Source organism: Rhodococcus sp. PSi06, from assembly GCF_054960675.1.
In genome coordinates, this window is sequence record NZ_JBHNYO010000001.1 from 1 (window position 1) to 23,650 (window position 23,650).

The following is a 23,650-nucleotide window of genomic DNA, read 5'->3' on the forward strand; positions in this document are numbered from 1 at the left end:
ACGGGGCGGCGGCTGGACGTCGACGCCACCGAAATTATGCTCCGGGCCTGCTGCCGGGTGACCGGCAGGCACGCGACCACGAGTCTTGGCTGCTTCACTGTCGTTGGTGGCACCGTCGCTGAACTTACGACGCCATCCTTCCTCGGGACGGTAGGGGCCCGGCTTCGGCCGAACCTTGCCGCCGGGGAAGGCCAAGCGCGCAATGGTCCGCTGAACCATGCCCCATTGCTGGAAAAACGGTCCGGTGTTGTACGGCAGCTGGTACCGCTCGCAGATGTCCTTGATCTTGGGCGCGACATCGGAGTACCGCGTGCTGGGCATGTCCGGGTACAGGTGGTGTTCCACCTGGTAGCTCAGGTTTCCGCTCATCAGGTGGAACAGCGGCCCGCCGTCGATGTTGGCGGCACCGACGAGCTGACGGACGTACCAGCCGCCGCGAGTCTCGTTCTCGACCTCTTCCTGGCTGAAGGTGTAGGCCTGGTCCGGGAAGTGACCGCAGAAGATGATCGCATTGGACCAGACGTTGCGAATGATGTTGGCAGTGAAGTTCGCCGCCACCGTCGAGAGGAACGTGCTCTCGACGCCGCTGAGGCGACTGTCCAACAGAGCGGCTGTCCGGCGGTTCTTGCCGAAACGCGCGGATCCCCGCAGCTTGGACGCTAAGCGAGACCTCTTGCTCTCGGGCAGACGACCACCCGACGCGAGCTGCGCCAGCGCGAAGGCCCCGGCACTGATCAGCGGCCAGCCCACGTAGTCCTTGACGAACTGCTTGCGTGCTTTGACGCCGATGCCCTTGAGATCCTCGACGAGTTCCTTGGTGCTCTTCTCACCACGGCGCAGCGCCTCGAGATCGAGATCGTGCAGGGCGACACCCCACTCGAAGAACGCCATCAGCAGCACGTTGTAGAACGGCTGAGCCAGGTACGCGGGGTGCCACTTCTGCCGCGGATCGATTCGCATGATCTCGTAGCCGAGATCTTTGTCCTTGCCGCGAATGTTCGTGTACGTGTGGTGCACGTAGTTGTGCGAGTGCTTCCACGAGTTGGCGGTGGACGCGGTGTCCCAGTCCCATACCGACGAGTGGATCTCCGGATCGTTCATCCAGTCCCACTGGCCGTGCATGACGTTGTGGCCGATCTCCATGTTCTCGAGGATCTTCGCGATCCCGAGGCATGCGGTACCGGCCAGCCACGCCGGCTTGCTGGTGGAGCCGAGCAACAGCACGCGACCGGCGACCAGCAGCTGACGCTGTGCCGCGATCACCGAAGTGATGTACTTGCGGTCCTTGTCACCGAGACTGGAGTACACCTCGTCGTGGATGGCGTCGAACTCCTTGGCGAGTTCGGCGATTGTCTCTTCGCTCAGGTGCGCCAGCGGGTTCACCGGCCCATCGGTGTCGGTGCCGCGCCTGGTGGTTTCGTCGATAGACATACATTCCCCTGTTCGATGTGAAGATCAGAGTTCGATTTCGATGTCGCCCTCAGCAGTGTTGACACAGATCCGAACCGCTTGCCCCGTAGGTTCGGAGATATCCCCGTTACGTAGGTCACGTAAACGCCCCTTCTTCAGGGTACCTACGCAGGTGTGGCAGATGCCGATACGGCAGCCGTACGTCAGATTCAGGCCGGCTTCCTCGCCGGCGGCGAGAATCGTTGTGCCGCCCTCGCATTCGACGTCCTTCTTGCTGTTGATGAAGCGAACGGTACCGCCCTCGCCGGCGTCGTCTCCGCCACCGATGACCGGCTGAAAACTCTCGTAATGGAAGCGATCCGACTCACCCTGGTCTTTCCAGAACGAGCGCAGATCGTCGAGATGTTCGCCCGGGCCGGAGCAGAATGCTTCACGTTCACGCCAATCCGGGACCAATTCGTCCAGTTCGGACGCTTTCATTCGGCCTTCGTCACTGGTGATGCGGAGCTTCACCGTCAGCCCGTCGTGCTGGGATTCCAATTTTTCGAGCGTGTCCGCGAACATCAACTGTTCACGGTCGTGCACCGAGTGCACGACGACGACATCGGTCACCTGGTCGTGGTGATCGAGTGCGCGCAACATGCTGATGATCGGCGTGATGCCACTGCCGGCGCTGATGAAGACCATCTTCTCCGGGACCGGACTCGGCAGCGTGAACTCGCCTTCCACCTCGCTGAGCCGGACGATGTCGCCGGTTCTGATGTCACCCACCAGATACGGCGACACCGTGCCCGACGGCACCAGCTTGGGGCTGACACTGACCAGTCCGTCGACGGGGTCGGGATCGGACGTGAGCGAATACGCTCGCCAGTGGTAGCGACCGTCGATGAGCACGCCGAGCCGCACGTACTGACCCGGCGTGTGTCCCTGCCACTCGAAACCGGGACGGATGTACACCGACACCGCTTCCGACCCCTCCGGAACCACTCGCTCGACCTTCCCCCGAAGTTCGCGAGTGGTCCACAGCGGATTGATCATCGACAGGTAGTCGTCAGGCCGGAGCGGATTGAACAATGATCGGACTGCGCGCAGCATCGTCCGTCTTACAAAAGAAACCTGGGGCTTGGCCCCCCGTTCAGCCATACTCAACGGTAACCCTTGTGCGGCCTGCTGCGCGTCCGAATCGGTCAGACTCGAATGAGACTGCTACACAAGGTGAACAGAACCCCGAAATACCGACCGGTCAGCGGGTTCTGGAAACCCTGTCACCCAGGGCGGCACTGACTTTTCCGTACCACCCGAGCGGCCGAGAGGCACCACGAGTCGGTACGTCCGCCAACAACGCCTCCGCCGTTTCCTCGGCGTCGATCTTGTTGTCGCCGATACCGCCCGTCGCACCGCGTTTGGCCCATCCGACCACGTAGCAGCCCGGGACCGGAGTTCCGTCGGCCGCGGTGATTCGGCCGCCGTCGTTGCGGATCGTGCCGGTGATGTCGTCGAACGGAATGCCGGGCGACGGTGTTCCGCGATAGCCGATCGCGAGCAGAACCAACTGGGTCGACAGCTCGACGGCATGCTCACCGACGCCCACCTCGATGGACTGCACAGAGGCGCTGCCGTGCACTGCGGTCGGTGCCCGCCCGAAAGCGAAGACGATGCGGGGCCGATCCCCAGGTGAGCCCAGGTCCACTCGCTCGGCCCCCGCCAGAGCCGACGCCGACGCCGACAGCGGCAGCCGATCGATGGCGTCGACGATTCCGTCCGGTCCTGCCACCACGACATCGACGTCCGGGCGATCGACCAGCGCCTTGCACTCGGAGCGAGTGAAGGCCGCGAACTCGGGGCCACGACGGGCGAGAACGACGACTTCGGTGACGCGGTGTCGACGTAGTTCGGCCAGTGCATGCGGGGCGATCTCGGTACCGTCAAGCGAGTCTGGATCGGCCGTGAGGATGCGAGCCGCATCCAGCGCGACGTTGCCGTTGCCGATGATGGTCACTCGATCGACGCCGGCGAGGGTGATGGCATCGGCGGGAACATCGGGATGCCCGGTGTACCAGCCCACCAGGGTGCGCGCGCTGACGGAATTGTCGAGGTCGATTCCGGGGATGTCCAGCGCTCGGTCCTTGTCGGCACCGACGGCGTAGACGACGGAATCGAACTTTCGAGCCAACTCCACGTGATCGACGTCCTTGCCGACCTCGACACCGAGCTTCATCGTCACCCGAGGATGCGCGAAGATGCCGCGGAAGTGCTCGCTGATGCGTCGGGTACCGACGTGATCGGGGGCGACGCCGTACCGCGCCAGACCGCCGGCCGTCGGCAGTCGGTCGAAGAACGTGATCCTGGTTCCGGGAACGCGCAGCAGGGCCTGCGCGGTGTAACAGGCCGCCGGACCGGTGCCCACGATCGCCACGTCGACGGGCGGCAGCTCGTTGATCGTGGACGTGGGAAAGCGCGGTGCACCCCACTCGGCTACCGCCGGCTTGTCGCGGTAGTAGTCGGCGTTGATGTCGGCGTAGATCTGCTGGTCCGGCGTCAGGCGGGACACCCGAGTGATCGCGTCCACCGGGCACGCGTCCGCGCACGCCCCGCAGTCGATGCACGAGCGCGGATCGATGTAGAGCAACTCGGTCTTACCGAAGTCCGGCTCGTCGGGTGTCGGGTGAATGCAGTTGACCGGGCAGACCGACAGGCAGGATGCGTCGTTGCAACAATTCTGCGTGATCGCGAACGGCATGGGTTATCGAATGTCCTTCACGGCCTCGAAAAGAGTGGTCAGAGCATGTGCAGACGACGGTAGATCATCTCGGCCGGCTTGGTGATCAAACCGCAGTCGAGAAGAAACGCCATCAGGTGCTCACTGGAGGTGCGCATCATCGTGTGGTGGTGGGCGTTGTTCTTCGCTTCCTTCACCGCGCGGTCGACATCGAGGCCTGCCGCTGCATAGACCTCCTTGTTCACCATGTTGGAGACGATCAGTCGGGCAGCGATCGCGACGACGAGCGCGCTGCTCTTCCGACGAGCCGGACTCTTCTGGGCGATCTCTTCACGCATCTGAGCGCGTGCGAACGTCATGTGCCGCGATTCCTCGACGACGTGAATCTTGCTGGTGGTGCGTACGAGCGGAAGTACGTTCTCGCCGCGCATCCAATCGCGTTGCATGACGTCGAGAACCTCTTCGGCGACGAGGATGCCGCCGTAGGCGACCTCCGCGGAGGCCAGGGCCTTGAATCCGCGGCCGAGTTCGATGCTCGACCGGCGCGGCAGGTAGGCCTTGATGCCCATCTTCTGGCAGGCACGAGCGAACATGATCGAGTGCCGGCATTCGTCGGCGATCTCGGTGAGCGCGAATTGGAAGTCCGAGTTGGACGAGTCCTTGCAGTACTGATCGCGCAGCACCATCTGCTGCAGAATCATCTCGAACCAGATTCCGGTGCTCATGATCGAGCAGACCTCGTGGCGAGTGAGCGTGATGCGCTGCTCCTCGCTCATCTCGTCCCACAGCTTCGTGCCGTAGAGCGTGCTCCACTCCGGGTTGAGGCCGTAGAGGGAGGGATCGAGATCGGCTTCCCAGTCGACCTCCTCGGCCGGGTCGTACGACAACTGGGCGGCAGAGTCGAGCAAACGCGCCGAAACATCCTCGGGCTCGAGAACGTCGTTCCTGGAGAGTGTGCTGGTCATCGCCGTCGTTCCTTTCATCGTCGAACAGGAGTGATTAACTGTTACGGAGATTACCAGGTACTTACGTACACAGATAGTCATTCGCGCGAAATCTCTTCCGATCTTTCCTCCGGCCCCTAGTGTTCGAGCGATTACAGAAGGGAGCGTCACCGGTGATCGCAGCAATACGGTCCGCCCTCGACCGCACCCCGATGCGGCTCTACGCGGCGGGCATGGTGTCGGCCAACGCCATCGGGGCGGTCATCGTGTTCGTGTTGGCACGCTTCATACTGCCGTTGCCGGTCGGCTCCGAGGAGATCCTGTCCGACCGCAACTACATAGCGTTCTTCGTCTACGTCCCCGTTGCACTCGGACTCGGAACAGCCCTCGGTTTCCGCGTGGCAATGCCACTCGTGCAGTGGCTGCACCAGGGCGGCGTCCCCTCGGACGCCACCGCGATCGCCGTCGTCCGGCTCCCCCTCCGGCAGCTCCTCGTGCACGTCCTGCTGTGGGCCGTCGGGGTCGCGGTGTTCGTAGGCGTCAACGCTTCTGCCGGCGCAGCGTTGACGATCATCGTGGCCATCGCCGTCAGCTTCGGCGGCTTGGCGACCTGCTCGTTGGGTTATCTGGTCGCCGAACGAACGCTTCGGCCGATCACCGCAGCGGTGATGGACGTCAGCGAGGTCACCGACACGGTCGCGCTCGGTGTGAAGCTGCGCGTCGTCCTCATCTGGGTACTGAGCACCGCCATCCCCGTCCTGGGCCTCGGTCTCATCGGGCTCGGCAGACTGATCGACACCGTCATCCCACCCGAGGTCGACCTGTCTCCCGCCATGGTGTCGCTGTCGGCGATCGCCTTGGTCGTCGGCTTCGGCGGCATGTTTCTGGTCGGACGCTCGGTATCGGATCCGCTACAGCAGGTCAGTTCTGCCATGCAACGCGTCGAAGCCGGGGCAACGGACACCCGCGTCGACGTCTACGACGCTTCCGAGATCGGCCGGTTGCAGAACGGGTTCAACAAGATGGTGGTCGGTCTCGACGAGCGCGAGCGACTGCGTTCCTTGTTCGGCAGACACGTGGGCCACGACGTGGCGCAGCGGGCACTGGCAAGCGCTCCCCGCCTCGGCGGCGAGAACCGGACGGTCGCCGTGCTGTTCATCGACCTGGTGGGTTCGACGGCCATGGCCGAGCGAGAATCGGCGGAGGCGGTGGTCGATCTTCTCAACCGGTTCTTCGCGGTGGTGGTGGAATACGGCGAACGACACGGCGGCTTCGTCAACAAGTTCGAGGGTGACGCCGCACTGCTGATCTTCGGTGCCCCGGTCGATCACCCCGATCCCGCCACGGCAGCACTTCGTACGGCCCGCACTCTGGCCGTCGCCCTCGCCTCCGACGGCGGCTTCGAAATCGGTATCGGAGTGACGTACGGGCCGGTCATCGCAGGCAACATAGGAGCGGAGTCCCGGTTCGAGTACACCGTCATCGGCGACACCGTGAACCAGGCGGCCCGGCTCACCGATCTCGCCAAGGACGACCCGGACACCGACGTGCTCACGTCGTCGATCGTGCTCGATCATGCAGCCGAGGACGAAAGGGAGCACTGGCGCACCGGTGGCTCGGTGACGCTTCGCGGACGATCCGCGCCGACTGTTCTGGCCGCCCCGGTTCTTCCCCGCCGACAATCGGCCGCGCCCTAGAAAATTCGAAGGTTTCCCGTTCGGTGCCGATGGGGCATACCCCCCGAACCAACTCACCCATCGCGCATGCGCGAGACATCGACTGGTACACAGTCTCGCCCGAAAGGCATTCATGTCCGCAATTCTGTTCGGCTCGATCAGCACACTCGTCGACACGTCCGAACTGCAACGCCGCTCGTTCAACGAGGCCTTCGCAGCCCACGATCTCGACTGGAACTGGTCTCGCGAGGACTACCGGTCCATGCTCGGATCGAACGGTGGTGCCGACCGGATCAGCGAATATGCATCCACAACCGGCACCGACGTCGACGCCGCAGCGGTACATGCCACCAAGTCGGAGATCTTCCAGCGTTTGATCGGCGAATCCGATGTGAAAACGCGTCCCGGCGTGGCCGATACGATCGACTCCGCCAAGGCGAACGGTGTCAAGGTCGGCTTCGTGACCACCACCTCACGCGAGAACATCGATGCGTTGCTGGCTGCCCTGAGCCCGGAGCTCACCGCCGATTCGTTCGACGTCATCGTCGACGCGTCCTCGGTCGACTCGGGCAAGCCCGACCCCGCTTCGTACGAATTCGCGCTGAAAACGTTGGGCGAGAGCGCATCCGACAGTGTGGCCATCGAGGACAACGCCGGTGGCGTACAGGCGGCAACGGCCGCCGGCATCACGTGCGTCGCATTCCCGAACGAGAACACTGCAGGCACCGACTTCGCCTCGGCCACCGACACCGTCGACGCACTCGATCCCGAGCGCGTCCGCGCTCTGATCTCAGCCTGACCCTTCATCCACCCAGGAGTAATTGTGAGCAATCTTCAGGCCCAGGTCGTTGCCGGGGACAGGTCTTTTCGCGTCGAGGGATACGAGCGTATCGAATACGACTTGATCTATGTCGACGGCGTTTTCGCACTCGAGAACACCGAGTTGGCCGATAGTTACCGTCCGTATGGGCGCGCGCTGATGGTCGTCGACGAGTCGGTTCACGAGATCTACGGAGACCGGATCCGCGCGTACTTCGATCATCACGACATCGCGCTGACGGTGGTCCCGGTACAGATCAGAGAAACCGCGAAGTCGCTCGAGACCTTCGAGCGAATCGTCGGCGAGTTCGACGCCTTCGGCCTGGTCCGTACCGAGCCGGTCCTGGTGGTCGGCGGCGGATTGACCACGGACGTAGCAGGTTTCGCATGTGCCAGCTACCGACGGAACACCCCGTACATCCGCATTCCCACGACGTTGATCGGCTTGATCGACGCAAGCGTGTCGATCAAGGTCGCCGTCAACTACGGCAAGCACAAGAACCGCCTCGGCGCGTACCACGCTTCGCAGAAGGTGCTGCTCGACTTCTCGTTCCTCGGCACCCTGCCCGAGGATCAGGTGCGTAACGGAATGGCGGAGCTGATCAAGATTTCCGTCGTCGGAAACCTCGAGATCTTCGAGTTGCTCGAGCAGTACGGCCCGGAGTTGCTGCGCACTCGGTTCGGTCACCTCGACGGAACACCCGAGTTGCGCTCGGTAGCAGATCGATTGACGTACTCGGCCATCGCGACGATGCTCGAGCTCGAGGCCCCCAATCTGCACGAGATCGATCTCGATCGTGTCATCGCCTTCGGCCACACCTGGAGCCCGACACTCGAGTTGACCCCGCCCGCTCCGTTCTTCCACGGCCACGCGATCAATATCGACATGGCATTGTCGACGACCGTCGCCGAACAGCGCGGCCATTTGTCCACCGCCGATCGGGACCGCGTGCTGGGTGTCATGAGCAGTATCGGATTGGCCCTCGACAGCCCGTACCTCACACCCGAATTGCTCTCCGAGGCAACGGCATCGATCCTCAAGACTCGTGACGGTATTCTGCGCGCTGCCGTACCCGACCCGATCGGTACGTGCCGCTTCCTCAACGATCTCGACGCGAACGAGCTGGCGGATGTGCTGACCCTGCACAAGAAGATCTGCCTCGACTTTCCCCGCGCCGGCGAGGGCCTCGACATGTTCACTGCACCGGCGCAGTGACGGTAGAACCGCGACCGGTCACCCCGACGACCATCCTGGCGCGTGAGCTGAGCGAGATAGCTGCGCTGCTCGACGCCGACGCCGGGGTGGCCGACGAGCTGACGACCCGTGTTCATCGGGCCCGCGATCTCGCCGCGGGACTCGACCCGTACCTCGACACCTGCACCACCTCCGAATCCGCGGCGCTGGCCACGTTGGCGTCGCGGACCCGCTCTGCGGACTGGAGATCACGCGACGTGGTCTCCGGTTCCGGGCCCCTGGAGATGGAAATGCTGTCCGGCCATGTGGAGGGACGCTTCCTGGCGTTCCTCGTCCACATGACCCGTGCGACGCGGGTGCTCGAGATCGGTATGTTCACCGGATATTCGGCCCTGGCGATGGCCGAGGCACTCCCCGCGGGCGGCGAGGTCGTCGCCTGCGAGGTGGACCCGTACGTGGCCGAGTTCGCACAGTCCTGCTTCGCGGAATCGACTGCGGGATCTGCCATCACGGTGCACGTCGGGCCTGCACTCGACACTCTGCACCGACTCGACGGCACGTTCGACCTCGTATTCATCGACGCCGACAAGACTGGATATCGCGGGTACGTGGAGTATCTGCTGGACAGTGATCTGCTCTCCGATGGTGCCGTCATAGCCGTCGACAACACCCTGTTGCAAGGCCAGCCCTACGCTGCGCAGCCGAGTGAGAACGGCCGGGCCATCGCCGAATTCAACGACTACGTAGCCAACGACCGTCGTGTGCAACAGGTTCTGATCCCTCTGCGCGACGGCGTGACGCTGATCCGGCGCGCATGATCCGCACCGTCGCAGCACTGGCCGGACTTGCGGTCACCCTCCCCGCGGATCTCGCGGCCGTGGGGGTGGCCGCGTTGCGCGGTGCCAGGCCCGCCGTTCATCGCACCCGATCACCCAAAACGATTCTGATCAGCGGCGGAAAGATGACCAAGGCCTTGCAACTCGCACGGTCGTTCCATCTCGCCGGCCATCGAGTGATCCTGGTGGAGTCGGCGAAGTATCGCTGGACCGGCCACCGGTTCTCCCGCGCTGTCGACCGTTTCCAGTGCATTCCCGATCCGGGAGATCCTGGGTACGCGCAGGCGTTGCTGGACATCGTTGTCCGCGAGGGAGTCGACGTCTTCGTTCCCGTGGCGAGCCCGGCGGCGAGCATTCACGACGCGGACGCACGTGCACTGCTGGGCGCACACTGCGAGGTGATTCACGGCAGCGCGGACGTCGTACGAATGGTGGACGACAAGTCCCGATTCTCCGAGCATGCAGCGTCGTTGGGACTCCGTGTTCCCGACTTCCGACGCATCACCGACCCAGCCCAGATCGACGAGTTCGAGTTCGCGCCCGGTCGTGAGTACATCCTCAAGCGAATCTCGTACAACCCTGTCGGCCGAATGGATCTGACGCGGTTGACGGCGCACACGCCCGAGCGCAACTCGGCTTTCGCTCGGAGCCTGCACATCACCGAGAACGACCCGTGGATTCTGCAGGAGTTCATTGCCGGCCAGGAGTACTGCACGCACGGCACGGTGCGCGAGGGTCGACTGCAGGTGTACGGCTGCTGCGTGTCGTCGGCCTTCCAGGTCAATTACGAGATGGTGGACAAGCCCGACATCCTGAGCTGGGTGCAGACCTTCGTCTCCTCGCTCGACACCACCGGGCAACTGTCGTTCGATTTCATCGAGTCCGCCGCCGACGGCCAGATCTACGCCATCGAGTGCAACCCGCGCACCCACTCGGCCATCACGATGTTCTACGACCACCCCGACCTCGCTGCCGCGTACCTCGACGACGATCACCCGATGATCGTGCCGCGTCCGACGGCCCGGCCGACATACTGGATCTACCACGAAGTATGGCGTCTGATCACCGAAGGCAACCGAATGTACCGGCTCCGCAGTATCTTCCGAGGCAAGGACGCCATCCTCACGGGGTGGGATCCACTGCCGTACCTGCTGGTGCATCACCTGCAGATCCCATCGCTGCTGCTGCGCAATCTCGCCGCGCGCCGTGGTTGGTCTCGCATCGATTTCAACATCGGCAAGCTCGTGGAGAACGGAGGCGACTGATGACACTGTCGGTCCTGGTACTCGTCGGATCCCCGGTGGACGAATTCCACTGCGATCTGTCGCGGGTGTACGCAGAGGGCTTTCTGAGCGCCTTCCGGAACGATCCCTCCTACCGGCTCGAGGTGGCGTTCGTCTCCCCTGGCGGGACGTGGAGCTTCCCGGACGGCATCGATACCGCCAGTGTCGCTGCGGCGCAGCAGATGTCCTTGGCGCAGGCAGTGGAAGTCATGTCGGCGTGGCACTTCGACGTCATGGTGCCGCAGATGTTCTGCCTACCCGGCATGACGACCTACCGAAGCCTGTTCGATCTGATGAATGTGCCGTACGTGGGTAATACAGCGGCCGTCATGGCCATGACCGCCGACAAGTCTCTGGCTCGTGCCGTCGTCGCCGCGGCCGGAGTCGCCGTCCCGGCCGGAGTGGTGGTGCGCAGCAGCAGGACCGTCGATGTCGAATATCCGGTGGTCGTCAAGCCCGTCGACTCGGACAACTCGATGGGAGTTACGCTCGTCGAGCACGAAGACTCGTTGACATCAGCAATCGACGAAGCGCTGACGTATTCGCCTGCGGCACTGGTGGAATCGTATATCCCGCTCGGACGCGAGGTTCGGTGCGGGATCATCGCGGTGGGCGGGGAGCTGGTGTGCCTACCCCTGGAGGAGTACGCCGTCGACTCCGTGCGGACGAGTGCCGACAAATTGAATCGGACCCCCGACGGGGACCTCTTCCTGGTCGCAAAGCAGCAGACCAAGGCGTGGATAGTCGACACCTCGGATCCGGTCACCGAAAAGGTCTGGGAGGCAGCGCGGTCGTGCTACAGGTCGCTCGGCTGCCGGCACTACGGATTGTTCGATTTTCGCATCGACCCGAACGGGAAGCCGTGGTTTCTCGAGGCCGGTCTGTACTGCTCGTATTCGCCCTCGAGTGTGATTGCGGTGATGGCCGCGGCAGCAGACACCACGATCGACCGCTTGTTTGCGCACACGCTCGAGGAACTGTCGGTGAAGGAGTTGGCAACATGACGTTGGGAACGGAAATTCGCGGTCTGGACCTGGATTCGGTTTCGGTCGACGAATTGCGAACGCAGCTGGCCGAATACGGCGTACTGGTCCTGCGAGAACAACCCGTGGACGACGAACGGTTCCTGGCGTTTCTGCGTCGGTTCGGCGACATGATGTTCACCGAGGGTGAGACTCCGGTCCCAGGCTTTCCCGACCTGAACGTCGTCAGCAACGTCGGCCGCACCACTCCGCCGAAGTCGACGTTCCACGTGGACACCACGTACGTACCGAATCCGCCCGCATACACGGCATTACGTGCCGTGTGCGTACCGACGGCCGGCGGCAGCACCCAGTTCAGCGACCAGTACGCGGCGTACGACACGCTGCCTGCGGCCATGAAAGAGAATCTGGCAGGACGCACGGTGACCCATCGGGTGACCGGGGTGGCGTCGGACACCGATTCTTCTGCCGAGCATCCGTTGTTCGCGGTACATCCGGTGTCCGGCCGAACCGCCCTGGCACTCTCGGCGCCCGCCCGATGCGTCGCGATCAGTGGAATGAACTTCGAGGACGCACGCGAGACCATTCGGTACCTTTTCGAGCACTCCACACACCCGGACAACGTGGTGAATCATGCTTGGGCTCCAGGCGATCTGGTGATGTGGGACAACCGATGTGTGATGCATCGGGCCGACCACAGCGGGGTCGTCGGAAACAGGGTGATGCACCGCGGAATGGTCGCGAATGCTGACAACGCGTCCGTTATGTGACCAACGACTCAAAGAGTTGCCGGTTCGCCTGACGCCCGGACAATCGTGTCATGACCTCCCCCCTGTCGATCAGCCGCGAAACAGCCGTCGGTGCCGAAGCTCGATTGTCCTGGATCCTGTCCGGACTCGCGGGGATGGTGGGCGCAGTGGCGTTCTTGCACTCCGCCGGCTATTTCGTGACCTTCATGACCGGTAACACCGAACGTGCGGTCGTCGGTCACTTCGGCCACCCGGAGGGCAAAGAGGTTGCACCGGGCGCTTCACCGTGGGCGGCGTTGGCGCTGATGGGGGCGTTTCTCGCCGGCGTCGTCATCTCGTCGATCTGCCGACGACGTTACTGGTCGAACCATCCGCACGGAGCGACCGTGCTGACCACCATCGCACTCGCTGCCGCGGGGACCATCGACATCGCGATCTCCGGTTGGTCGTCCGCGAACGTCAATTTCTACCCAATTCTGTTGGTGGCCTTCGCTCTCGGCGCACTCAACACCGCATTCACCAAGAAGGAAGAGACGTACATCCCGCTCAGTTACGTCACCGGTACCTTGGTCAAACTCGGTCAAGGTATCGAGCGGCATCTGTTCGGCGGCGGCACGCACTACGACTGGCTCACCTACACAGCACTTCTCGGATCGTTCGCACTGGGTGGGGTGGTCGGCGCGATCATCGGCGTCGTCATCACCGGACCGCAGGTACTACTGCTCACGGCGATGATCAGCTTCGGTGCCACGATCTTCACCTTCACCCACACCGAACGTAACTCGCTGCTGGGCTGAGAAGACGTCGGGCCGCTAGTCCGCTATCAACGGTGACGATCCGACGATCGTGCGGAGCATCTGCTCCACCAACGACCGGGGCAGGCGCGCGCCGATGAGCACCTGGCGTTGGATCAAACCTTCGATCATCACCACCAGCGTCTCGGCGTCCGCCTGCGGGTCCTCGGAGTCCAACGAGGCGACGATCCACTGCGTGTAGCCGACGAAGGCACCGCGCTGAGTTTCGAACAACTCGCGCACCTCACGATCGTGCTGAGCCTCTCCGAGCATGATGGCCCGGGCAATCACCCGCTTGGCTGCGTCGCCGGTCGTCATCGCGTGGATGAAGTCGACGATCCGGCTCACCACGATGTCCACGGTCAAAGGTTTGACATCGACCAGACTGCCGAACGTAGCCCCTGCGGTCTCGAAATCACGGGCGAACAACTGCCCGAGCGCCAAGTGCAGCAGTCGGCTTCGGGTGGGTGCGTGATAGTTCACCGAGCCCGGGCCGAGTCCCGCTGCTTCGTCCACCGCTCGGTGCGTGAGCCCGCGAAAGCCTTTGGTGGCGAGCACTTCGATGGCCGCTGTCGCGATCTCGTCGCGCCGCCGCACTCTCGATGCGTCGTCCTTGGGAGTAGCAGGACTCATACCGGGCAGTCTACTGCCCGGCTGTTGACATGCCGTGAGCTGACGACTTAATCTCAACAAAAGTTGAGAACGGGGAAAGATGAACCGCAAACCGACACGGCGGCAGGTCGTTCTGGGTGCCGTGGCCGCGACGGCCGCAACCGTCCTCGGAACTGCAGCGAAGGCGGCTGCGGCACCTACGGTGGGGTCTGTGAACGAATGCGGTGATCGATACGAGGGGTATCGGGACAGCGATCGCGATCGGCCGTACGCCCATTACATGGCAGAGCGAACCGCTCCGGCACCGGCCGTGGTGGCCGAGGCCTATTCGAGCCCCCCGCTCTCGCCCGACTCGACACCCGGATTCGACTCCATCACAACCGATCTCGCCCCCACCGGGTACTCCGAGGTAGAAACCGGATTCGGGCAGCGGGCCGACGGTACGACCTTCGTGGCGGTCCGCACCGTGATGCCCCGGGTGACGGCAGCGATGGTGGACTGGTGGTTCGGTTGGCACTCTTCGGAAGCCGCCCGTTACAAGTTGTGGCACCCCGATGCGCACCTGTACGCAGCCATCGCCGAAGACCGAACGGCACTCGACATTCCGGACAGGGCCAAGTACATCGGCAACACGTCGTTCGTGGACGAGTACGTCGGGCCGAAGTTGCAGCAGCTGGGCATCGGCTTCCGCGATCCTCTGGCACACGGTTTCGAGGTTCCGCCGGATCAGACGATCGTCTTCGGGCGCGTCGGGAGCTCCATCGCCCCCGTGGATCTGGGCTGGCTGGCCCACCAGATTCGTCCCGTCGACGGCGGTGCCGAGATGCGCAGTCGCTTCCACCTCAACCTACGCGGCCTGCACCTGTCGGACGTGAAGCAGGCAGCGTGCGCCGTCCGACGCGGAGCTTCGGTGGACCCGACGGATCTGGTGCTGGGGCTCGATCTCGCGCGCGATCTTCTGATGCACTGCGGGCAGGAGATGAACCACCTGGCGGGCTTCCTGCCGGAGTTGTACGACGAGTTCGGGAGCTAGTGCCCCAGAAAGACCTTGGCCAGCACGATCGCTGCAGCCACGGCAGCGGTGGCCAGGCCCGCCAGAACAGCCCGAAAGGTCAACCTGTTGCCGCGAACTCGTTGGGTAACGACCGGAATCGTGGCGATGCGGACCACGATGACCCCGCCGGCGAGGAACTCCGCCCACTGCGCCGGCAATACCGACAGCCAGCCGAGCACCAACATCAGCGCTGGAACGATGCCGGAACTGAGAATCGGAAGGGCGTCGCGCAGTTCCTCCAGAGCCTTGAATTTTCGCTGCGCCTGCGTCGCATCCGCGTGCGCCTCCGGAATCTGACTACCGGCGACAAAATCTGCGAACACGTGGGCCAGAAATGTCGTTCCTGCCGTGGCCAGTACCAGGACCGCAGCAGTTCCGTGCTCGATGGAACCTGGAGTGGACGCGGCGACCGCGGCGAGGACGAGGATGTTGCCGTACACGTAGGCGGAAAGCCTTGTCGCCGCCCGTGCGGGCGGCAGCGGACCGCCCGCACGGGTGACCAGCCGGCGATAGAGCCGGCTGTGGCGACTGCGGGGCTCGGAATCGATCACGCTCCGAATGGTTGCACGCCCGCGGTGATCATTCGACAGGAACGCCGAGCCGGCCGGCCTGGTAGTCCTCGAATGCCTGCATTACTTCGGACTTGGTGTTCATCACGAACGGACCGGCCATCGCAACCGGTTCCCGAATCGGTTGTCCACCCAGGACGAATACCTCCAACGACTCCCCGGCCGCCGATGCGGTCATCTCGATCGTGTCGCCTCGACCGAACAATGCCGTCTGCCCCATTCGGATCGGGCGCTTCTCCGCGCCGACGGTGCCCTCGCCCGCGAGAACATAGACCAGAGCGTTGAAGTCCCGGTTCCACGGGAGCATCAGCTCAGCACCCGGAGCAATCGTGCTGTGCGAGAGCGCAATCGGGGTGTACGTGGAACCCGGGCCCTGCAGGCCTGCGATTTCACCGGCAATGACGCGCACCAATGCGCCGCCGTCGGGACTCGACGCCAGCGCCACTTTGCTGCCGGTGATGTCCTGGTAGCGCGGGTGTGCCATCTTGTTCACGCGCGGCAGATTGACCCACAGCTGAACACCGTGGAAAAGCCCGCCGGAGAGCACCAGATGCTCCGGCGGAGCCTCGATGTGCAGGATGCCCCCGCCGGCCGTCATCCACTGCGTGTCGCCGCCGCTGATGACGCCGCCACCGCCGTGAGAATCCTTGTGCTCCATGATGCCGTCGATCATGTAGGTGACGGTCTCGAATCCGCGGTGCGGATGCCACGGCGTGCCCTTGGGCTCACCGGGCGCGTAGTTCACTTCGCCCATCTGATCCATGTGGATGAACGGGTCGAGGGACGCCATATCCAGCCCGGCGAATGCGCGACGAACAGGAAAGCCTTCGCCCTCGTATCCCGTCGGCGCGGTCGTGACGGACCGCACCGGCCGCGGTACGGCGGTGGCGTCGGGCACGGAGATGCGGGGCAACGCGAGAATGTTGTCGACAGTCACGGCAGGCATGAGTTCCCTTTCGGCAAGGTAGTTGACTCTGCAACTACTGTACCCGGGACAACCTACCCGCGTACGACGGTATTCCCGCGGTCATCCCTGCTGTACGGCCAGCCATTGCCGGATCTCGTCGGTGGGCTGCTCGACGATGTCGTCGAATTCCGAGTGCTTGCCCACGAACGCCTCGACCAGTGGGCAGATCGGAACGATGCGCTTGCCGTCGGACCGAGTGGCGTCCAGTGCCTGTCGAACGAGGATCGTCGCCAGACCACGCCCTCCGTAGGCCGCGTCGACCTCGGTATGGAAGAAGATGCGTCGCCCGTCCTCGTCGTCGACGAACTCGGTGAACCCGACCTGCGCGCCCTCGACCGAGACCGTGAACCGATCCGCCTGCTGCGTGATCTCGACCTCGGCACCGGTTTTGTCGACCGTCACACTGTGTCCTCTCCGTTCGGGGCCACCCATCAGCCGGCCCAGGAATACACCGAAACCCAATCCAACAGCAGATGCCCGCTGTTGTTTCCGTTTCCGTTGGTCTCGGTCTGCATTTGGGACGTGTCACAAAAGTCTGCGTAGCCCCTGGTCAACACCCGCCGAGATGGTGGCCTACCGCCTCTGTACGGTTGTTTGGAGGACCTCGACCGAAGAATCATCGAAGGGAAAGGAACTTCATGGCTCAGCCAAACAGGCTGGAGAAAGACCCGAACAAGGGTTTCGTGGCGCTGCTGGGGTGGAGTTTGGCCGCGGTGGAAGCACTGGACAAGTTCGATCGTCGCTACGTCGTCGTCGCTCCGGAATGGGCCGAGGCGTACTGCACCGAGCACGACATTCCGTACCTCCCGTGGAACTTCGAGCGACTCAACGACCGCTCACTCGAAATCGCAGAAACATTGCAGAGCGAAGGCGTAGATGTCGCCATCCCGCTCTACGAGGAGACCGTCGAGTGGGCCGGTGCCATCAACTCGGTGTTGCTCGGCAACCCACGCCTGTTCGGTCAGGCAATGCTGTTGCGCGACAAGTCCCTGATGAAGCGCCGCGCTCAGCTCGGCGGCATTCGCGTGGGCATCTTCGAGGAAGCCCACGACCGTGAGGACGTCATTCGATTCCTCAAGCGTGTCAACCAGACACTTCTCAAGCTCGACGGCGATCCCAACGACCCCATTCACGTCAAGGCCTTCGACAAGGCCGGCTGCCTGGGCCACCGCGTCATTCGTACGCCCGACGAGGTCGACTCCATTCCCGACGAGGAATTTCCGGCGCTGATGGAATCGCACCTCGACGGCTGGGAGTTCGCTGTCGAAGCATGGATTCACAACGGCAAGATCAAGTTTCTCAACATCTCGGAGTACGTCACCCTCGGATACTCGGTGTTCGTTCCTGCGACACCAGAGCTCGAGAAGTACCGCGAGCAGATCACGGTGCAGATCGAGAAGCTGATCAAGACCTTCGACATCGAATTCGGATTCATTCACCCCGAGTACTTCGTCACCAGCGACGGTGAAATGTACTTCGGTGAAGTGGCCTATCGTCCACCGGGTTTCAAGGTGTTCGAGCTCCTCGAACGAGCCTACGGATTCAACGCCTACCAGGGCCTGGCATTGGCGTTCGACCCGAAGACCACCGAGGAGGAGATCGACGCCTTCTTCCCGAAGGAGGTCGTCGATGCCACCGGTGTCGCCGGATGTTTCGGTGTCTATCCACGACGCCGTGTCGTCAGCCAACTCCAAATTCCGGAGGAGACGAGCGGGCACGATTACTACGAGACCAACGATCTGTCGGCACCGGTCGAGGAAACCGTCACCAAGAGAACGGCATTCGGCACCCACTGGGGACTGCTGTACTTCTTCGGCGAGGATCCCTATGTCATGCGTGACTTGCTGAAGCATCAGGAAGAACTGGACTTCTACGTGTGAAGCAGCAACTCGGTAACGACCACGAACCCACGACGCAGACGATGAACGATCCGGCAGCGGTCGACAAAGCTGCGGTCGACGACGCTGCGGTCGATACGCCCTCGGTCGACAAGGCTCTGGTGTCGAGATTGGCCCAGCTCGACCACGCCACCGAGGCGTTGGCCGGGGCACCCGAGTTCAGCAAGAGCACCAAGGTGCGCCGAGTTCTCGACGCGCTGCATCGAATTCTGTTGCAGCCCGGCGGCTGTCACGCCATTCGCGAGCGCGCCGCACAGCTCGAGGATGCCGGGTTGTTCGCCGGCACCGACTGGGCCCAGCCGGACATTCTCGTGCCGTCGTTCGTGGGGCCGAGCCTGCGGAGCGGCAACGACGACACCGTGACGCTCGAGGCGACCAGCGAACTGCGCATGATCGCCATCGTCGCGGGTGAGTACGAACATCCGGCCGTATCCGCCGACGACGCACGGCGCTTCCTGTCCCAGGTGTTGGCGCTCAACCTCGACGTTCTGTTCACACCGCCGTCGGAGTCGGAGCGAGTACGGCTGGGCCGCACCGCACATCTGATTCGTGATCTGTTCGGGTACGTCGCCCAGCAGATCGGATACGACAGCGTGCTCGACGAGCTGCTCGAGGAGATCTGGCGAATCCTGCGCCAGCGCCCGATCCAGGTGGACACCATCAAGGCGATGGTCACCCGGATCGCGATCTATCGCGACGACCCGACCGTCGACCTCGGTACGTCGGGGCAAGGTCTCGATCGATTGATCACGGCTCTGTTCGGCACCACCGATGCGTGCCGAGAAGATCCGGGCGTCGAGGTGTATCGGTCGCGACTCGAAGCGATGGATGTCGAGGCCCTGCAGTTCGAGGCCCGCGGATTCGCACGAGCGATGCACGACACCGGGCTCGTCTCGCCGTACCACGCGACGCTCACGCAATATCTCGTCGATCACTACTCCTACGTTCTCCCCGAGGCACTCGGACTGTCCGATACCGGTCGCACCTGCCTCACCCGGTATCCCGAGTTGGTCCATCGCCTCATCGAGGAAACGGTGTTCCCCGAAACAGCGCAGTGCCTCTACGGATTGGCGTTGTTACTTGATCGCGGGATTCTGCATCAACCGCCTATCGTGCCATCACTGTGGCGGCAGATGTCGTTGAAACTTGCTCCCGCAGTGCAGGACAAGCTGAACACCACGTTCGGTCCGGTCCCGGCACCGCAATCTCGTCTGCTGGGCGGGTTGTTGTCGATGCTCGGCCAACCTCTCGGTGTCGGCCAGGGGGACAATCCGACGTGTCAGTCGGCGCGGGCTCTGTCGATGTGGGCCTACAACGATCCCGACTACCTGTTGCAGATGGTGGTGTGGGCCGCGCGCGACGAAGAGATCGTCATGCACTTCGAGGGACAGTCGATTTCGTCGACCGACAGTGTCGGCGGCGTCGCCACATCGGATCCTGCCGACCTCGATCCGGTGTCGCTGTTGTTGGTTCCGCACCTCGATCGCATCTACGCCGAGATGGTCCGCCGCTGCGCCGATCGCCCCGGCGATCCGCACCGTTGGGTCAACCCCGAATTCCACGGATGGTGGTCGGCGCGCGAGTTCCACATCGATGTCGACGTCGCCACCGGAAACATCGTCGATCTCGATGCCTTCGTCCGGCAGTTCTACGCGGCGTACCACCCCGAGTACAACGGCCACCAGCCACTGATTCATCCGCAGCCCGCGGGCGTGGCCGTAACCGACAGTGCTGCACGCTACGTGGGGTGGCATGCCATCACGATTCTGCGCGTGACCACCGACCCCGACGGAATCATGCGGGTCTACTTCTTCAACCCGAACAACGACAGCGGACAGGACTGGGGCGACGGCGTCGTGGTCGGAACCGCGGGGAACGGCGAACGCGCAGGCGAAGGATCGTTGCCGTTCGACCAGTTCGCCTCACGCCTGTACATCTTCCACACCGATCCGCTGGAAAACGGTGAGCCGGAACGAATTCCGGCAGAGGACATCGAGCGGATCCGCGGCTACATCGAACGAAGCTGGGGCGCAGAACGTTCGGTCGACCGAGCCTGAACAGTGCGCTGCGCCCCGAGTTCGCACATCGGGGCGCAGCGCAGTTTCGGCCGTCAGTCCTTCTTGTCGAGTGACTCCGGCTTGTGCACGGCGTCCTTACCCGACTTCTCGCTCTCGACCCGGTATTGCGGCTCGTCCTTCGACGCCTTCACGGTTCTCCCGGCGGCTTCGGTTTCGGAGGTGATCTTCTCCACCACCTCTCCCTCGGTCGTGGTTCCGTGAGTCTTCCATTCGACCTTGTCGCCCTTGTGCAGATCATCCTTCGACATGTGCGCGGTCCTTTCGTCGGTGCTGTCGACGGACGGGTACCCGCGAAAGTATCGGTGCAATCAGCTGGTTCCCAGAGCCGGTGCCAAGGTGGTGAACCAGGCCTCGCGCAGCTGATCCTCGAACAACGGCCACGTGTGTGCGCCTTCGTCGCGCATGGATACTGTCGCCGGTACATCGGCTCGCCGTAGCGCGTCGACGAAGATCGAGGTGCAGTAGTTCACCATCGCCTCCACTGCCATTCCCCCGAACGGCGGAATCGCACCCTCGGGGATCCGGTCCACCGGCCCCGGAAGTCCGCGAGACGAGCTGACGTAGACCGCCGTTCCGCGCAGCCGTTCGACGTTGAGGGACGGATCGTGATCGCGCCAGCCCTGGCTTCCCGGCAGCCCCCACATGTTGAACGGGTTGTTGAGACCGCCGGCGATCATCGTCGAAATACCAGCGGTGGCAAAGGGATTGGACGGCGCCGGGCATCCACTGAACGACGCGGCCGCGTCGAACACATCCGGGGCCTGGATGGCCAGGTCGAGTGCGGGGCCGCCACTCATCGACAGTCCCGCCACCCCGCGGCGACCGTTGGATCCGTAGGCGGCGTCGACCGCGGCAGGTAGTTCGCGCGTGAGGTACGTCTGCCACATGTTCTTACCCAGTACCGGATCGGGCGTCTGCCAGTCGGTGTAGAAACTGAACCGGCCGCCGATGGGCGCTACGACCGTGACGTTCTTGTCGAGAAAGAACTGTTCGACGCCGGAGTTGTTGAGCCACCCCACACCGTCCTCGTTACCGAGTGCGCCGTTGAGCAGGATCAGGCTCGGGGCGGGCCCAACTCCCGGCGAATGCAGTATCTCGTTGGATATGACGCGATTCATCGACGGGGAGAACACGTTCAACACCGCGCGGGTGGCAGAGACCTGGTGAATCCCGACAGCTCCCGCGGCCGCGTCGGCCGATCCCGAATTGCCCGGCAGGGCCTGGGCCGACGGATCAGTCAGCATCATCGAGGCCAGCACCGCGGCCGTCACCACCGCAGCGGATCGAGTTCGCTTCTTTCTCTTCTGTCCCATTGGCAACATCAGCACCATACGAGGGTCGCACGGATTCCGCTTTCGACCGCTAACGATCCGATTACAAAACCGCCCGGTCCGTTCGCTGTTTCTGGGTGGTGCTACGGACTCCAGGTACGAATTCGGCTGGCGCGCAGTGTCAGATGATGTCTCTCGGCCACCGACGATGCCGACTCCGCTGCGCGAACGAACAACTCGGCCGCCAACCGAAGATCGCCGGCCTTCTCATGCAGATGCGCGGCCACCGCGTGGTACCGGGGAACGCCGGAATCGACCGCTGCGAGCGCCGCCAGTCCGGCGGCCGGGCCGTCCGCCTCCCCCACCGCAACTGCCCTGTTCAGCCGTACGACGGGACTGTCGGTGATCGCGAGCAACTCGTCGTACCACTCGACGATCTGAACCCAATCCGTGTCCTCGACGCGTTGCGCATCGGCATGCAGTGCGGCGATGGCGGCTTGTATTTGGAACTCGCCCAACCGATCTCGAGCGATCGCCGCCTGCAGAATGCCGATCCCATTGGCTATCGAGGCGGTGTCCCACTTCGACCGATCCTGTTCGGCCAACGGAATCAGCCGGCCGTCGGAGCCTTCTCTCGCCGCGCGCCGGGCGTGGTGCAACATCATCAACGCCAACAACCCAGCGGTCTCGACGTCGTCGGACAGTGCCGTCAACTGCCTCGTCAACCGAATCGCCTCGGCCGCCAGATCGACGTCGCCGGTATACCCCTCGTTGAACACCAGGTACAGCACCCTGCGGACCGTAGCGAGATCACCGGGCTCGTCGAATCGCACGTCCCGCACTGCGCGTTTGGCCCGGCTGATGCGCTGGGCCATGGTCTTCTCCGGCAACAGATACGCCTGCGCAATCTGCCGCGTCGTCAGTCCTCCCACTGCCCGCAACGTCAGCGCTACCGCTGCTGCGGGTGTCAACGCCGGGTGCGCGCAGAGGAAGAACAACTGCAGCGTGTCGTCGACGCCACCCACGCCCTCCGGTTCCGGCTGGGCCGCCAGTCGATCTTCCCGATCTCGACGCGCCTTGTCCGAGCGTTGAGCATCGAGAAATTTTCGCCAGGCGACGGTGACGAGCCAGCCCTTCGGGTCCGTCGGCGCGCCACCCGCCCCTTCCCACGTCGAGGCCGCCTGCACCAATGCCTCCTGGACCGCGTCCTCGGCCGCCGCGAAATCTGCTCCGCGGTGGACGAGGACGCCGATCACAGCGGGAGTCAGCTCCCGCAGCAGGTGGGGATCCACGTCGACGTTCTCAGTCTTCGATCGTGTTGGGGGCCTCCATGAACGGACGCAGTTCGAGCCACTCGTTGATGGGCTCACCGCCTGCACCGGGCGCGGCCGAGAGTTGCCCGGCCAGCCCGAGCGCACGATCGTAGGACTCGACGTCGATGACCATCCACCCTGCGATCAGGTCCTTGGTCTCCGCGAACGGACCGTCGGTGACCGGCGGGTTTCCGGCTCCGTCCGACCGCACCCACGTTCCCTCGGGGGCCAGACCCTGCGCGTCGACGAACTCGCCGGTCTTCTCGAGCTCGGCGGCGAAATCGCGCATGAACTGGATATGGTCGTGCACTTCGGCCGGGGTCCACCGGTCCATCGGGACCCAGCCGGCAGGCTCGGGGGCACCGCGGTAATGCTTGAGCATGAGGTACTTGGCCATGATGTCTCCTCGCGTCGGATGCAGCCATTCTTTCTGCATTCGACCCTGGGACGTAGCCGGTCCGAGAATTTCGACATGTTCGA

At 63.6% G+C, this 23,650-nt stretch carries 23 protein-coding genes; 11 read left to right on the plus strand and 12 right to left on the minus strand.

Annotation, left to right across the window (positions count from 1 at the left end; all coding sequences use genetic code 11):
- The 4 genes from ACFI9K_RS00005 to ACFI9K_RS00020 form a co-directional block, all read right to left on the minus strand.
- Positions 1 to 1,431 (minus strand): fatty acid desaturase family protein (locus ACFI9K_RS00005; protein WP_462661625.1); only part of this gene is annotated, 1,431 nt, incomplete at its 3' end.
- A gap of 24 nt (positions 1,432 to 1,455) precedes the next feature.
- On the minus strand, positions 1,456 to 2,553 hold the full coding sequence (locus ACFI9K_RS00010; protein ID WP_462661626.1) for a ferredoxin reductase: 1,098 nt from the start codon (positions 2,551 to 2,553) through the stop codon (positions 1,456 to 1,458).
- Between the two features lie 100 nt (positions 2,554 to 2,653).
- On the minus strand, positions 2,654 to 4,150 hold the full coding sequence (locus tag ACFI9K_RS00015) for an FAD-dependent oxidoreductase (RefSeq protein ID WP_462661627.1): 1,497 nt from the start codon (positions 4,148 to 4,150) through the stop codon (positions 2,654 to 2,656).
- Between the two features lie 38 nt (positions 4,151 to 4,188).
- On the minus strand, positions 4,189 to 5,094 hold the full coding sequence (locus ACFI9K_RS00020) for an AurF N-oxygenase family protein (RefSeq protein ID WP_222092115.1): 906 nt from the start codon (positions 5,092 to 5,094) through the stop codon (positions 4,189 to 4,191).
- Positions 5,095 to 5,246: 152 nt separating this feature from the next.
- On the opposite strand from ACFI9K_RS00020, the gene ACFI9K_RS00025 reads away from it, so the two are divergent.
- From ACFI9K_RS00025 to ACFI9K_RS00060, 8 genes are all read left to right on the plus strand, one after another.
- Positions 5,247 to 6,770 carry an adenylate/guanylate cyclase domain-containing protein gene (locus tag ACFI9K_RS00025; protein ID WP_462661628.1) on the plus strand — a complete coding sequence of 508 codons (1,524 nt, stop codon included), beginning with the start codon at positions 5,247 to 5,249 and terminating at the stop codon, positions 6,768 to 6,770.
- 112 nt (positions 6,771 to 6,882) lie between these two features.
- On the plus strand, positions 6,883 to 7,548 hold the full coding sequence (locus ACFI9K_RS00030) for an HAD family hydrolase (RefSeq protein WP_462661629.1): 666 nt from the start codon (positions 6,883 to 6,885) through the stop codon (positions 7,546 to 7,548).
- 24 nt (positions 7,549 to 7,572) lie between these two features.
- Positions 7,573 to 8,784, plus strand: coding sequence for a sedoheptulose 7-phosphate cyclase (locus ACFI9K_RS00035; protein ID WP_462661630.1), 1,212 nt, complete (start codon positions 7,573 to 7,575; stop codon positions 8,782 to 8,784).
- Complete coding sequence (locus tag ACFI9K_RS00040; protein WP_462661631.1) at positions 8,781 to 9,581, plus strand: O-methyltransferase; 801 nt, start codon at positions 8,781 to 8,783, stop codon at positions 9,579 to 9,581. Before ACFI9K_RS00035 ends, ACFI9K_RS00040 begins: the two co-directional genes overlap by 4 nt.
- A complete protein-coding gene (locus tag ACFI9K_RS00045) occupies positions 9,578 to 10,864 on the plus strand; it encodes an ATP-grasp domain-containing protein (protein ID WP_462661632.1) in 1,287 nt (428 codons plus the stop codon). Before ACFI9K_RS00040 ends, ACFI9K_RS00045 begins: the two co-directional genes overlap by 4 nt.
- Positions 10,864 to 11,886: a D-alanine--D-alanine ligase family protein gene (locus tag ACFI9K_RS00050; protein ID WP_462661633.1), complete on the plus strand. Its 1,023-nt coding sequence runs from the start codon at positions 10,864 to 10,866 to the stop codon at positions 11,884 to 11,886. Before ACFI9K_RS00045 ends, ACFI9K_RS00050 begins: the two co-directional genes overlap by 1 nt.
- A complete protein-coding gene (locus tag ACFI9K_RS00055; protein ID WP_462661634.1) occupies positions 11,883 to 12,635 on the plus strand; it encodes a TauD/TfdA dioxygenase family protein in 753 nt (250 codons plus the stop codon). Before ACFI9K_RS00050 ends, ACFI9K_RS00055 begins: the two co-directional genes overlap by 4 nt.
- Positions 12,636 to 12,685: 50 nt before the next feature.
- Complete coding sequence (locus tag ACFI9K_RS00060; RefSeq protein WP_462661635.1) at positions 12,686 to 13,411, plus strand: YoaK family protein; 726 nt, start codon at positions 12,686 to 12,688, stop codon at positions 13,409 to 13,411.
- A 15-nt stretch (positions 13,412 to 13,426) separates the two neighbouring features.
- On the opposite strand, the gene ACFI9K_RS00065 is transcribed toward ACFI9K_RS00060, so the two are convergent.
- Entirely contained in the window at positions 13,427 to 14,041 is a 615-nt protein-coding gene (locus ACFI9K_RS00065; RefSeq protein ID WP_462661636.1) for a TetR/AcrR family transcriptional regulator, read from the minus strand.
- Between the two features lie 79 nt (positions 14,042 to 14,120).
- On the opposite strand from ACFI9K_RS00065, the gene ACFI9K_RS00070 reads away from it, so the two are divergent.
- Complete coding sequence (locus ACFI9K_RS00070; RefSeq protein WP_462661637.1) at positions 14,121 to 15,053, plus strand: DAPG hydrolase family protein; 933 nt, start codon at positions 14,121 to 14,123, stop codon at positions 15,051 to 15,053.
- Here the strand turns inward: ACFI9K_RS00070 and ACFI9K_RS00075 are convergent.
- The 3 genes from ACFI9K_RS00075 to ACFI9K_RS00085 all read right to left on the minus strand — a co-directional run bounded on the left by ACFI9K_RS00075 (position 15,050) and on the right by ACFI9K_RS00085 (position 17,012).
- Positions 15,050 to 15,625 (minus strand): hypothetical protein, encoded by a 576-nt coding sequence (locus ACFI9K_RS00075; protein ID WP_462661638.1) that lies wholly within the window; start codon positions 15,623 to 15,625, stop codon positions 15,050 to 15,052. The genes ACFI9K_RS00070 and ACFI9K_RS00075 overlap by 4 nt on opposite strands.
- 28 nt (positions 15,626 to 15,653) lie before the next feature.
- Complete coding sequence (locus ACFI9K_RS00080) at positions 15,654 to 16,589, minus strand: pirin family protein (RefSeq protein ID WP_462661639.1); 936 nt, start codon at positions 16,587 to 16,589, stop codon at positions 15,654 to 15,656.
- 81 nt (positions 16,590 to 16,670) lie between these two features.
- Positions 16,671 to 17,012, minus strand: coding sequence for a GNAT family N-acetyltransferase (locus ACFI9K_RS00085; protein WP_462661640.1), 342 nt, complete (start codon positions 17,010 to 17,012; stop codon positions 16,671 to 16,673).
- 236 nt (positions 17,013 to 17,248) lie between these two features.
- Here ACFI9K_RS00085 and ACFI9K_RS00090 point away from each other — a divergent pair, with 236 nt between their 5' ends.
- Both ACFI9K_RS00090 and ACFI9K_RS00095 read left to right on the plus strand, forming a co-directional pair.
- Positions 17,249 to 18,490, plus strand: a complete 1,242-nt coding sequence (locus ACFI9K_RS00090) for an ATP-grasp domain-containing protein (RefSeq protein WP_462661641.1) — start codon at positions 17,249 to 17,251, stop codon at positions 18,488 to 18,490.
- 41 nt (positions 18,491 to 18,531) lie between these two features.
- The gene (locus ACFI9K_RS00095; RefSeq protein ID WP_462662094.1) at positions 18,532 to 20,565 is read left to right on the plus strand and encodes a hypothetical protein; all 2,034 of its coding nucleotides are present in this window, start codon (positions 18,532 to 18,534) and stop codon (positions 20,563 to 20,565) included.
- A 53-nt stretch (positions 20,566 to 20,618) separates the two neighbouring features.
- Here the strand turns inward: ACFI9K_RS00095 and ACFI9K_RS00100 are convergent, their stop codons facing one another.
- From ACFI9K_RS00100 to ACFI9K_RS00115, 4 genes are all read right to left on the minus strand, one after another.
- Positions 20,619 to 20,834: a hypervirulence associated TUDOR domain-containing protein gene (locus tag ACFI9K_RS00100; RefSeq protein ID WP_462661642.1), complete on the minus strand. Its 216-nt coding sequence runs from the start codon at positions 20,832 to 20,834 to the stop codon at positions 20,619 to 20,621.
- Positions 20,835 to 20,894: 60 nt separating this feature from the next.
- Positions 20,895 to 21,899, minus strand: coding sequence for an alpha/beta hydrolase (locus ACFI9K_RS00105; protein ID WP_462661643.1), 1,005 nt, complete (start codon positions 21,897 to 21,899; stop codon positions 20,895 to 20,897).
- 101 nt (positions 21,900 to 22,000) lie between these two features.
- Positions 22,001 to 23,149, minus strand: coding sequence for an RNA polymerase sigma factor (locus ACFI9K_RS00110; protein ID WP_462661644.1), 1,149 nt, complete (start codon positions 23,147 to 23,149; stop codon positions 22,001 to 22,003).
- Positions 23,150 to 23,159: 10 nt separating this feature from the next.
- The gene (locus tag ACFI9K_RS00115; protein WP_462661645.1) at positions 23,160 to 23,567 is read right to left on the minus strand and encodes a YciI family protein; all 408 of its coding nucleotides are present in this window, start codon (positions 23,565 to 23,567) and stop codon (positions 23,160 to 23,162) included.
- Positions 23,568 to 23,650 lie beyond the last annotated feature (83 nt).